Source organism: Acaryochloris sp. IP29b_bin.137, from assembly GCF_028285745.1.
In the GTDB taxonomy this organism is placed as follows: domain Bacteria; phylum Cyanobacteriota; class Cyanobacteriia; order Thermosynechococcales; family Thermosynechococcaceae; genus Acaryochloris.
This window is the reverse complement of record NZ_JANQOP010000212.1, coordinates 1-11930: the sequence shown is the minus strand read 5'-3', so window position 1 is coordinate 11930 and position 11930 is coordinate 1. Positions and strand designations below refer to the sequence as shown.

At 48.2% G+C, this 11930-nt stretch carries 11 protein-coding genes; 7 read left to right on the top strand and 4 right to left on the bottom strand.

Translation table 11 applies throughout. The features are described 5' to 3' along the window. Positions 1-2295 (top strand): right-handed parallel beta-helix repeat-containing protein (locus Q0991_RS14930; protein ID WP_299489589.1); only part of this gene is annotated, 2295 nt, incomplete at its 5' end. A 213-nt stretch (positions 2296-2508) separates the two neighbouring features. Here Q0991_RS14930 and Q0991_RS14925 read toward each other — a convergent pair. Continuing rightward, on the bottom strand, positions 2509-3444 hold the full coding sequence (locus Q0991_RS14925; protein ID WP_299489587.1) for a DMT family transporter: 936 nt from the start codon (positions 3442-3444) through the stop codon (positions 2509-2511). Between the two features lie 433 nt (positions 3445-3877). Here Q0991_RS14925 and Q0991_RS14920 point away from each other — a divergent pair, with 433 nt between their 5' ends. Both Q0991_RS14920 and Q0991_RS14915 read left to right on the top strand, forming a co-directional pair. Beyond that, positions 3878-4201 (top strand): hypothetical protein, encoded by a 324-nt coding sequence (locus Q0991_RS14920; RefSeq protein ID WP_299489585.1) that lies wholly within the window; start codon positions 3878-3880, stop codon positions 4199-4201. Positions 4202-4339: 138 nt separating this feature from the next. Beyond that, complete coding sequence (locus Q0991_RS14915) at positions 4340-4873, top strand: YHS domain-containing (seleno)protein (protein ID WP_299489583.1); 534 nt, start codon at positions 4340-4342, stop codon at positions 4871-4873. A gap of 357 nt (positions 4874-5230) precedes the next feature. Here Q0991_RS14915 and Q0991_RS14910 read toward each other — a convergent pair whose 3' ends face one another. Continuing rightward, the gene (locus Q0991_RS14910) at positions 5231-5473 is read right to left on the bottom strand and encodes a site-specific integrase (protein ID WP_299489582.1); all 243 of its coding nucleotides are present in this window, start codon (positions 5471-5473) and stop codon (positions 5231-5233) included. 293 nt (positions 5474-5766) lie between these two features. On the opposite strand from Q0991_RS14910, the gene Q0991_RS14905 reads away from it, so the two are divergent. The 4 genes from Q0991_RS14905 to Q0991_RS14890 all read left to right on the top strand — a co-directional run bounded on the left by Q0991_RS14905 (position 5767) and on the right by Q0991_RS14890 (position 7200). Then, positions 5767-6072: a hypothetical protein gene (locus Q0991_RS14905; RefSeq protein ID WP_299489580.1), complete on the top strand. Its 306-nt coding sequence runs from the start codon at positions 5767-5769 to the stop codon at positions 6070-6072. 57 nt (positions 6073-6129) lie between these two features. Continuing rightward, complete coding sequence (locus tag Q0991_RS14900; protein WP_299489578.1) at positions 6130-6519, top strand: hypothetical protein; 390 nt, start codon at positions 6130-6132, stop codon at positions 6517-6519. Between the two features lie 115 nt (positions 6520-6634). Further along, positions 6635-6913, top strand: coding sequence for a type II toxin-antitoxin system RelE/ParE family toxin (locus tag Q0991_RS14895; RefSeq protein WP_366524967.1), 279 nt, complete (start codon positions 6635-6637; stop codon positions 6911-6913). Further along, positions 6913-7200, top strand: a complete 288-nt coding sequence (locus Q0991_RS14890) for a HigA family addiction module antitoxin (RefSeq protein WP_299489575.1) — start codon at positions 6913-6915, stop codon at positions 7198-7200. The genes Q0991_RS14895 and Q0991_RS14890 overlap by 1 nt, the downstream gene beginning before the upstream one ends. 131 nt (positions 7201-7331) lie before the next feature. Here Q0991_RS14890 and mfd read toward each other — a convergent pair whose 3' ends face one another. Beyond that, entirely contained in the window at positions 7332-10826 is a 3495-nt protein-coding gene (gene mfd / locus Q0991_RS14885; RefSeq protein WP_299489573.1) for a transcription-repair coupling factor, read from the bottom strand. A 501-nt stretch (positions 10827-11327) separates the two neighbouring features. Continuing rightward, a complete protein-coding gene (locus tag Q0991_RS14880; RefSeq protein ID WP_299489571.1) occupies positions 11328-11906 on the bottom strand; it encodes a Uma2 family endonuclease in 579 nt (192 codons plus the stop codon). Between the last annotated feature and the right edge of the window lie 24 nt (positions 11907-11930).

Sequence of the window (11930 nt, the reverse complement as noted above, 5' to 3'; positions counted from 1 at the left end):
CATGTGCTGGGAAACCTCACCTTTACCTGGCCAGGCAATCGCCCCAAAGAACCGATTACCCCAGACAACAGCGTTGTGTCCCGGATGGGATCATCGGTCAATCGGACCAACAACGTGATTGTCGATACCCCCACGACTACTGAGGTGCTTGAGACTGAGAACCGCACCACCGCTGCCATTAATCCTGCTACCGGACAACCGTGGTTTTTCACCCATGTCAATTTAGGGTTAGGTAATAGTGATGGCACCTTTGAATCCCCCTTTGGCACAGTGGCAGAAGCCCTAGCCGCAACCCAAGGCAATGGCAACGATATTGTCTATGTGGCTCAAGGGACCAATCCACAGATTCCAGCCTTTACAGTTCCTGATAATGTCCAGGTGCGGTCTCAAGGACCGATTCAACGGATTGCAGTCTCGCCGATTGCTTCACAGTTACCCACACCCAGTATCCTCAACCTGGGCACAGTCCCACTCCCTGCATCTGGAAGTGGTCAGTTCCCCACGGTGACGGGGACGGTGACCATGAGGAACGATACCTTGCTGTCGGGGTTTGCGATTAATCCCAATGGGGCCAATGGAGTGGAGGCGGTTGGAGTTCAGAATGTGGTCATTGACCAGAACCAGATTACTAATGCAGAGAATGGCATTCGTTTGCAGGATCTGACAGGAACAGTGGAGGTTACGAATAATGTGATTACCCAAGCATTGGATGATGGTATTGTTCTGGATTTGGACAATACCACTCTCAATACTCTGCTGATTTCGGGTAATACGGTTAGCAATGTGGGTGAAGGTGGGATTGATGTCGATGTATACAACAATGGTCAAATTAGCTCGGTAACTATCTCAAACAATACGGTCAGCGAGGTTAATGCTTCAGAATCAAGCGGTATTGTGCTCAATGTCAACACCAGCAGCCAGGTTGACACAGCTACAATTTCGGGGAATACCGTATCAGTGGATGAACTATCTACACCTGGCATTTTCGTTTTGTCTGCTGACAATAGCACCCTTAATACAGCCAACATCACGGGTAATACCGTGATGATGTCGCGCGAAGACACCTATGGCATTTATGTTTTATCAACTGATAATAGTGCGATTAATACAGCCAATATTACTGACAATAGCGTGTCGTTATTAGATGAAGATTTAACAGCTATTTTTGCCCATGTCAATAACAATAGCACTATTACGAATGCTACTATTTCTGACAATATCTTCACGGCAGTAGGGAACGATGATCCACAGGGTATTACTGTGGATCTTGACAACAGCGCGATTTCGACTGTCACCGTTTCTGGTAATACCTTTACAACGGCTGAAGACAGTGCTGACGGAATCAATATCAGACTAGACAACAGTACAATCACGTCAACTTCTGTTACAAGAAATACTTTTACACTGACTGGTAGTAATTCAGATGGAATTTCTTTCCGCCTATCTAATGGCTCTGGAATCAATACTGCTAGCATTAGTGATAATAATATCGCAACCGTCGATGAAAGCATCTTTGTCGTTCTCACTGATAGCACGATCACTACAGCTAACATCACTGGGAATACTGTGACAACATCTGGAAATGATGCAAACGGGATTGGTTTCAATTTAAACAGTAACAACAGTATTACCACCGCCAATATCTCTGGGAATACTGTGACAACATCTGGCAATGATGCAAACGGGATTTTTGTCTATTTGGACAATAACAGCAGTATTACCACCACCAATATCTTTGGGAATACTGTGACAACATCTGGCAATGATGCAAACGGGATTTTTATCGATTCATACTCTTCCAGCATTACCACTGCCAACATCACTGGGAATACAGTGACAACATCTGGAAATAATGCGGGGGGGATTCGTGTTGCGACCGACTATAACAACAGCACCATTAATACAGCAAATATTACAGGCAATACTATAACTACTTCTGGAACTAACGCTGATGGCATTATTGTCACACCTGACGCTAGTTATGACAGTCGAATTAACACCGCTAACATCTCCAACAATGTCATTCTCCAAGCGGGTCGAGATAGCGTGCGGATAAGTAATAATGACACTAATCCTATCTGTACATCCATTTCAGACAACCGTAGTGATAGTCCTGGCTTTGCTATGGCCGGTGGAACAGACTTTAACTTAAGCTCTGAAGGAAACACTTTCCAGGTTGTAAATTTAGCGACGGTCAGTGCCGATAATAACAATGCCGTCTTCAGCTTTGACGGCACCTTGGTTCCACCCGGTACTCCCCCTGCTCCCTTTACGAATGTGGCTAGTTGTCCTTAGGATGAGAAGTTGCTTCGTAAAACAATAACCTCAATAGTTCCGAAGGACTGGGCTGGGTGAAGGAGATCGGTTCTCCTAGAAGCCAGGTTGCAAAATCACGGGAAAAGCTTTCTGCAAGGAACTTACAGATAGAGCCAAACATGCAGGAATTGTATCAGTCCCGCTTGAAGCTGAGCGGGGTGATAGCAACACTTGGAGTGACAGGCTGATGATTCACTGCAGCTTTGATTTCCGTTCCCGACTGAGCAACGCCACACTAAAGGTGACTAAAATAGCACCGAAAATTTGGAGCGGATTGAGGGTTTCTTGAATGGCGAACCAGGCTAAGACAACTGTTAACGCTGGATTGGTAGCCCCGATAATGGATGCCGTGGTGGCCCCAATTAAATGAATGCCCATATTGTTGAGCAGATGCCCACTAGACGTGGCAATCGCAGACAACAATCCCCCAATCCATAATGGCCCCCACTCAATGGCCTCAGGCTGCGTCCAGAACAACAAGCTTAAACAGGACAAGACCAGCGTGACCGCGAAGCTAATCCAGGTATAGGGAACGGGATGAATCTGCTCAAAGCTTTTTTGAGCGAGAACCGTATAAATGGCATAGGCAACCCCTGACCCAATTCCTAAGCCAACCCCCAACGCATTAGCCGTTAATCCAGTTTGAGGAACCGTAAGGGCACTGCCGACCAGGACAAATCCCATTACCGCCCAGCGAAATCGGGAGGGTGCAGCGCCAAAGAAGTACCAGGAGAGGAGGGCTGTAAAAACGGGAAAAGTGAAAAATAGGGTTAGGGCAATTCCGGTTGGAATCAGGCCCACAGAGAAATAGAGCAATGCCAGGTAGAGGTACATAAATACGCCACCCAGCAGCGATCGCATTAGGTCAGGACGATTCTGCTTTTGACTCAACTTTCTTAAGTCCCACCAAAGCGATGGATAAAACAGCGGCGTCATGGCCGATACCAACGGCACCACCCAAACCATCCGCATCGCCATTAACAAAAAAGAGTTGGGGAGAGAAGGAGTAACGAACCCTCCCGTCTGCAGCAGGCCAGCAACGGTGTATTCGTTAAAGAGAATGCGGACGATAACGTTTTGAAAACAAAAGAAGACGGCGCCCAGTAAGACGATCAGAAAACCAATCATAGTCTGGGGTAACTCATAAACCTGCTTTTACCAAGGTCCGGCTGATTTTAGGCAAAGCACCTTTCATCTTTTGCAAGTAATCCATGCGGTGGCAAAATAGGTAGTCAAAATTTAGTCTTGAGAGTATTTTTACAGAAAATTTTCCTAAATATTAGTTGTATCGCGTTATAGGTACAACACATCGGAAATGAACAAAATAAATCTATTGCAGTCTTGATGGGAAGCAGATCGCAATAAATTTATTTTCGGTAAGATGAAAGCCTAAAACAAGGGTGTCAACCGAACGAGTCATTTTTAACCCCTGCATATCTCTAGAAAAACTCATATATTTCTCAGAAAAACTCATTTAGTCTTCAGGCTACCCTTATTCAACTTCTTTTAACTATTTAAGAGTAGGTTTTGAACTGACCCATTGATTTCTGGAGTTCTATGTATGAAAGTCAAATATTTAGCATTACTGGCCTCTACCTCTATGTTGACCGTTGGGGTCGCCACAACAACTCTAACTGCTCCCCCAACCTATGCTAATCCTTGCGCTGCTGCCGTAGATAATCCCTGTGCCGCCAAGAACCCTTGTGCCGCCAAAGACCCCTGTGCCGCCAAGAACCCTTGTGCGGCTAAAGACCCCTGTGCTGCCAAGGATCCCTGCGCTGCTAAAGACCCTTGCGCTGCCAAGAACCCCTGCGCCGCCAAAGACCCTTGCGCTGCCAAGAACCCCTGCGCCGCCAAAGACCCTTGTGCGGCTAAAAGCTACTAACTCATCTCTAGTAATGAGGGTGCTTTAAGTGCAGCATTATTCCTTGCTTATGTAAGTGCCCTCAAGTTGTAGAGTCGTCAGTCACAGCTGTTTTGAAATACTGAGTTTTGACTGATGTATTATTTTGGAGCAAAATCCGTGAACCCAAACCGTCTGCCTAAAATCGCCTTAACTTCTATCGTACTGTTGGGTGTGGCTTCTACCGTTCCCTCTATTACTCGCACCGGAGAAATAGCAACTGCTAATCCAGCATCTGAATCTGTTACCCCTGCTGCAGCTATTTTTGCAGAAGATGGGATTGCTATTCGCGGAACAGATCCAGTGGCATACTTTACGGAAGGTCGTCCTGTGCAAGGGGTACAAGACTATGCCTATGAGTGGCAAGGGGTGACCTGGCTATTTGCCAATGCCAAGCATCGAGACTTATTTGCGAGTAATCCAGAAGCGTATGCGCCTCAATATGGTGGATTCTGTGCTTATGGAGTGAGCCAAGGGGCTTTAGTTACAATTGTGCCGGAAGCTTGGGCAATCGTGGATGGCAAGCTGTATTTGAACTTTAGTGCAGATGTGCAGAGGCAATGGCAAGAAGATATTCCTGGCTATATTTCCCAAGCGAATCAAAATTGGCCGACGTTAGCCTCTAAAAACGCCCAAAGCAACCTATCTTATTAGTCGGGGTTGGAGAAATCTGAACAGCCCTTTTTAGCTATGGGATGTCAGAAGTGAACCTTTTGCTCAAGGTAGGGTTATTCGATCTAACCTGCTTCCACTAAAGCTTTCTCGACTTCCGGTAAGGCCCCCTTCATTTTGCCTAGCCAGTCAATTAGGCTTTCTAATTGGCGGTCGGCTTTCATGACGCCAAGACCTCGCACGGTTACCTTACCGGGGAAGTATACAAAACGCGATCGCAAATGTTTAACAAGTTTTCTGGCGTTTACACGAAGTCGGCACTGATTCTGAGAAAAGTAGATCAATTACTTATCTAACCTGAGTTCGGGATAAGGTCAGGTCAATTTTTTAACACTTGTTTTACAGAAAGAGCAAGGCACTCAAGGCAATATTTTGAGTGGATGCAGCGACGTGCTTTCTTCCAGCCAGAAGAGAAAGGTATTCATGAATTTCCTGAACACCGAGTTCTCGGGGTGGACGCATTTCGTGATACCGGAGAAAGTCTTTAATGTAGTAGAGATAAAACTTTTCGGTCTTAGGGCTATAGCGCTTGAGCCGAAAGGTGGTGGGGATTTGATCAAAGAGTTTAGGCGAGTCGGACATGGATACAGGAAGCTTGAAAGCTTTATGGAGTAAGGCTTATCATTATTCAGATTCTCAAAAATGGCTTTCTAATTACAGCAAACTACTGGATAATGACCCTAAAGTCGGAGTTATACGGTACTTAGCGGATAATACCCTCCATACCGGAATTATCAGCCGCCATCCGTCTAATTAATAGTTCTGTGCCTCGGAGACCGCTTTCGGATTTCGATACCGTGCAAATTGATTCTGTCACAGCGCTCGATGAATGGATTCACCGAAACCATTTCTTGCACGACGCGTCAGTGTCGTGTTTGGAGCCGCTTCCGGGCCGTAACGATGCAACCGATGTCCGGCTAACCCTCCAATTCCAGGTCGCTGGTAGCTACGCGGCCGGAGAACCACGGACATTGCGTACCATCGAGCTCATGGCTCAAGACATTACGGAGTATGCTCTTGATGGGACATATCATCCTGAACATCTGGCCGAAGGCGCGAATTCCTATAACGCTGGACAGGGCATCGGATTCGAGATTGATATTCCGGGAGTTCTGCGAATCGTCGCTGAAAGTTTTGAGGTGACATCAGTAGTCGATGTCGATGAACCCGTTCCAGAATGACTGAGTAATCGAGATTTCACAGTGATCTTGCCGAACGGAAGGCTGCCATCGCCAATAATGTGGCTCGAACTACTGAATGACTCCGGGCGCAAAGTTACATGGCGGTACTACGCCAGTGATAAATGCTTACCTGACCAAGTTCCAGAAATGGAATACGAGGGATGGTTCATTCAGTACATTGACCGCCTTGAATCCCATACAGGAGGACTGCTCTTCGATATTTGCCGAAGCTACAAGGACGGTCATGTTCTCACCGTGGCCAAGAACGACCCCGACTGTGATGACCTTTGGCGTAAGGCTGGCGACTACCTGTCAACGGTTTGCTGCGGTACGGTTAGCAGTGGAAATGCAAAATTGTTACCAGATGTGTTCCGCGACCACTTGTTAAAGGCAACGTCAACTCAAGAATGTGGCACAAAACAAACGGATGAACCGGAGCCGGAATAGCGTCATACATTCACTTCGCTCATCAACGTCAGTTCTTGGCCCGGTTATCCTTGACGTCAGGCCCTGATCCTCTCGCCAGATTGTAACTAGTAACGTTATGGGTTACAATCGACCGATGATCATTAGCTTCAAACATCGAGGGTTAAAGCAATTTTTTGAGTCAGGAAGCACCCGAGGCATTCAGACAAATCATGCTAAACGGATTCGGATCATTCTAGCTCGCCTTAATGCTGCAACGTCTCCACAAGACATGAAGTTACCTGGTCTAGTGCTTCATGAATTAGTTGGTCAACGCAAAGGAACGTGGTCAGTGAGAGTATCTGGAAACTGGCGGATTACCTTCACCTTCGATGGTGTTGATGCTTGTGATGTCGATCTTGAGGATTACCACTAATGAAAATGCATAACCCACCACATCCTGGCGAAGTTCTCAAGGAACTTTGTATTGAGCCGTTAAATCTAACTGTGACTGAAACTGCTGATGCACTGGGGATTAGTAGAAAGACCCTATCTGCAATCTTAAATGGCAGAGCAGGAATTAGTCCTGAAATGGCGATTCGATTAAGTAAAGCTTTTGATACGTCTCCTGAAAGTTGGTTGAACCAACAAATGCAATATGACCTGTGGCAAGCTGAGCAAGCAGTTGGTGATATAGAGATCAAACGTTTATCTGTTGCCTAACAAGGCGTTGCACCTGACGCGCAGCTAACACTTCGGCGGTGTTTTTTTGATCTTTGCCGCGCAGGTAACCGCAACCGTTATGCCATGGATATCAGGCAATTAACCTCTTGCTCCAGGTGATAACCTTAGCTCTAACCTGCTTCCACTAAGGTTTTCTCGACTTCAGGTAAGGCCCCCTTCATCTTGCCGAGCCAATCAATCAGACTTTCCAATTGGCGGTCGGCTTTCATGACGCCGAGACCTCGTACCGTTACCTTGCCGGGGAAGTATACGAAACGCGATCGCAAATGTTCAGGTAGATTCTCCTTGAGTAACTTAAAGGCCGGTTCCTCCATCGGAGTTTCCAGCATCACATGCTGCTTATCCTCTGGTTTGATCCGCGAGAAACCTAGGGATTTTGCCAATTGTTTGAGTTCCATAATCCGCAATAGCTGTTGGGCTGAATCGGGAATCGGACCATAGCGATCGTTCCAGTCCACGGCGGTTTGGGTGAGGTCGGCTTTGGTCTCTGCTGAGGCGACGGCCCGATAGGCACTCATCTTTTGATCCAAATCGGTGATGTAATCGGCGGGAATAAAGGCCGTTAGGTTGAGATCCACCTGGGCTTCATCCACCTGCGGGATTTCTTGACCGCGAATTTCGTTAATGGACTCGTCCAGCATCTCCATATACAGGTCAAAGCCAATGGCCTCCATTTGCCCGGACTGCTCTGCCCCTAACAAATTACCGACGCCCCGAATTTCCATATCTCGCACCGCTAACTGATAGCCAGACCCGAGCTGACTAAACTCTTGTAAAGCCCGGAGTCGCTTGCGGGCTTTCTGAGTTAGGGAACTTTGATTAGGATAAAACAGCCAAGCATGGGCCTGAATCCCGGCGCGACCCACCCGACCTCGGAGCTGATAGAGCTGGGAGAGGCCAAACTTTTGGGCATCTTCAATCAAAATCGTATTGACGCGAGGAATATCCAGTCCCGATTCGATAATGGTGGTACAGACTAGGATTTCAGCGTCGCCATTACTAAAGGTGAGCATCGTCGCCTCTAGCTCCCCTTCCACCATTTGACCGTGGGCAATGGCAATCCGGGCACTGGGCACCATTTCCCGCAGCTTACCTGCCACTTCTTCGATGCCTTCCACGCGGGGCACCACATAAAAGATCTGGCCGCCTCGGTCTAACTCTTGGCGGACGGCACTCCGAATCGATTCTGGATCGTAGGGCGAGAGATGGGTTTTAATCGGACGACGAGAGGGGGGAGGCGTAGTAATTAGGCTCATTTCCCGCACCCCCGACAGGGCCATATATAGGGTCCGAGGGATGGGGGTGGCGCTAAGGGTGAGCACATCCACTTGGGTTTTGAGAGTTTTGATTTTCTCCTTTTGATTGACCCCAAACCGCTGCTCTTCATCGATCACAAGCAGGCCCAAATCTCGGAAGTTGACGCTTTTCCCCAGCAGTTGATGGGTGCCAACGACAATATCCAACTCTCCGGTTTTGAGGCGATTTTGAATATCTTTGCGCTCTTCGGCACTGCGGAACCGGTTGAGGAGGCCAATTTGAATCGGGTAGGGGGCAAACCGTTCTTTTAGGGTGTGGTAGTGCTGCTGGGTGAGAATAGTCGTCGGTGCGAGAAAGGCCACCTGTTTGCCTGCGGTTACTGCTTTAAATACCGCCCGAGTGGCCACTTCGGTTTTGCCAAAGCCGACATCTCCACAGACCAGCCGATCCATCGGGCGGGGATTTTCCATATCCCGCTTCACATCTTGAGCGGCTTTCAGCTGGTCGGCAGTGGGCTGATAGGGAAAGGAGTCTTCCATCTCTTCTTGCCAGGGCTGATCGAGGGGAAAGGTAAATCCCTCCTGCTGGGCGCGCTGGGCATAGAGCTTGAGCAGATCCACCGCCAACTTCTTAATGGATTTGCGAACCTTATTCTTGGTTTTCTCCCAGGCTTTCCCCGACATTTTATTAAGTTGGGGTCGCCCTTCTCCTGTATTGCGGAATCGAGATAAGGAACCTAATTGATCCGCCGCGACTCGCAAGGTGCCATCGGCGTATTGCAATACCAAATATTCACGGGTTTCGTGATTTAGGGTCAGACTTTCTAACTTAAGGAATTTGCCAATGCCATGATTGCGATGGACCACAAAGTCTCCCGGCTGGAGCTTGTTCGGATCCACCTTTTTGGAGGTGGCCCGTCGTCGTTTGCGAATATAGGTGGGAGTTGCCAGGGTATGCTGACCAAAAAACTCGCGGTCTGTGATCACCACCGTGCGGAAAGTGGGCAACACAAAGCCTTCGAGCTCCGCTAACCCAGAATATTTAAGGGCAACGGGGGTATGCTGCTCCTGCAGCTTGTCGATGGCCAGGAAATCTTTAGGGTTAGGTACAAACTGGGCGGGACAGTCATGTTCCTGTAACAGGGCCACGGATCGAGAGGGCTGAGCAGAGATGAGCCAGATACTGAATTTGCGATCGCGCTCCCCCCTAATAGTCTCGGCCAACTTACCAAACTGGTGGGGCACTGCAGGCACTGTCCGACTGGACAAGTTTAAGCCGCCTTTCTCTTCCGCTAATTCTGACAGAAAGACCCGCTCAAATACTTCAATTTGATCCAGAGCAGCTTCGAAATCTTGATGCAGCTTCGGTAGTGGAGTCTCCGGTAAACTTACGGACTCCCACTGTTCATGGGCATGTTCTACCCAACGGTTACTGTGGGGCCGACATTGCATGGGTTCATCGACGACCACCAGCGTATTTTCCGGCAGGTAATCTAATAGAGAAGCGGGCGTTTCAAAAGCCATCCCTAGAAATCGTTGACTGCCTTCTAAGGTTCCAGTTTCTAAGAGGGCCAGTTCTTCTTCTGTTAAGTAGGCTTTGACTTGGGCCTGTTGGGCCTCACTTAGAGATGCTAAGGTAATCGGGGCAAAGCTGGTCGGCGTCAGCGTCAGCTTTTCACTACTATCCAAAGACCGCTGACTAGTGGGGTCAAACTCCCGCATTTTATCCAGCTCATCCCCAAACCACTCCAACCGAATGGGTAGCTCGGAGGCCACGGGAAAAATATCGACAATGTCGCCACGCCGACTCCATTGGCCTTCGGTTTCCACTAGGGAGACCCGCTCATATCCAAGTCGGGCGAGCTTATCGCTGAGGGTTTTTAGGTCTAGCTCAATCCCCGTTTCCAAGCTGAGGCAATAGGGTTCAAAGACCTGCACGGGAGGTAAATGAGGTTGCAATGCCCGTTCTGTGGTCACAATCGCTAAGGGTGTTGCCTCTGGATTCGCATTCAGCTTCAGGGTTTCGGCCAACACCTGTAACTGCCCCCAGATCATCTCGGACTCTCGATCCAAGGATTCATAGGGGGAGGCTTCGGAGGTGGGATAGAAATAAACCGTCTGCCATCCCATGGCTTCGAGCTGAGTGGCCCACCGCCCGGCTTCTTCTAGGGTGGCGGTAACCACAAACAAATGCTGCTGTCGCTGTTGAGCTAGGGCAGAGGCGACTAGTCCCTTCGGCAAGCGGGGTACACCACATAACTCTAAGACTCGCTGCTCTTTCAACTTCAGCAGCAATTCTTCCGATAGGCGAGACCGCCCCAACGATTGCACAATTGCAGAAAAACTCATGATTGCTTATTTCCCTGCTGCAGTCATCGGCAACAGGCACCCTTTTTTCATCGCTTTACCAAACCATAGGATAACAAGGTCAGGCAGGCTGTGCTTGATGATTTGTCGTGGTGCTAGGATCTTATGACTTACTTGAGAGTGTGCCAGTTAAGGTCACCTACTCAAGCATTTATGGAATGACCACTTCATAGCAATCCAGCCAAGAAGTTGCTACTACCAATATAGGAATTGATGTTTTGCTCACTCCAGCTACACCGTTTCCCGAAACAACCTTAGAAGAGGTGATGGGCTGTCTTGCATACCCAGGGTCTCCGAAAACTCTAGAGGAGATAGAAGCTGCAATTTAGAAAGGCATGGAGTCATCCTGGCATGGCAGCGATAATGAATGATAAGTTGTGCCTACTCAGTCAGTATTTGGTAAGCGTGTTATTTCCGCTCAAATTTCTCCAAGCTTTCAATTAGGCTTTACCAATCTTCGACTAGCTTGCCTTTAATACTCTTCTACCCCCAAATCCACTCTACATTCAGGTTAAACCCTGGCAGCACCGCTTCACCAGAAACCGCCCTAGGAGATTGTAATATCTCTACCCCTTGGCTAGGACGATAAATTTCAACCTGCTTATTTTCTGGGTTGATAAGCCATCCCAACCGTATTCCACTGGATAGATATTCCTGCATCTTCTGCTGAGTGACAGTGAGATTATCGCTAGGAGAGAGCAATTCCAACACAAAATCAGGGCAGATCGGTGGGAATTTACTTTGTTGTTCTGGAGTGAGGGCATCCCATCGAGATTTTTCTACCCACGCCACATCAGGGGAGCGATCGCCGCCGCCTGGGATTCTAAAACAGGTGGACGAATCGAACACAACTCCAAGATTATTCCGACGATTCCAGTAAACGAAATCAGCCGCGATTTCTACATTTCGCTTTCCAGTTTCTCCACCCGTCGGCGGCATAATCACAAGTTCTCCAGTCGAGGTACGCTCAAACTTAATGTCAGGATTGGCCTCGCAAAGAAGGTCAAACTGCTCATCCGTGAGTTTGGTAATTGGGCTGAAGTCAATGGTATAGGCAGTCACGACATTATCCCCATTACTAAATCA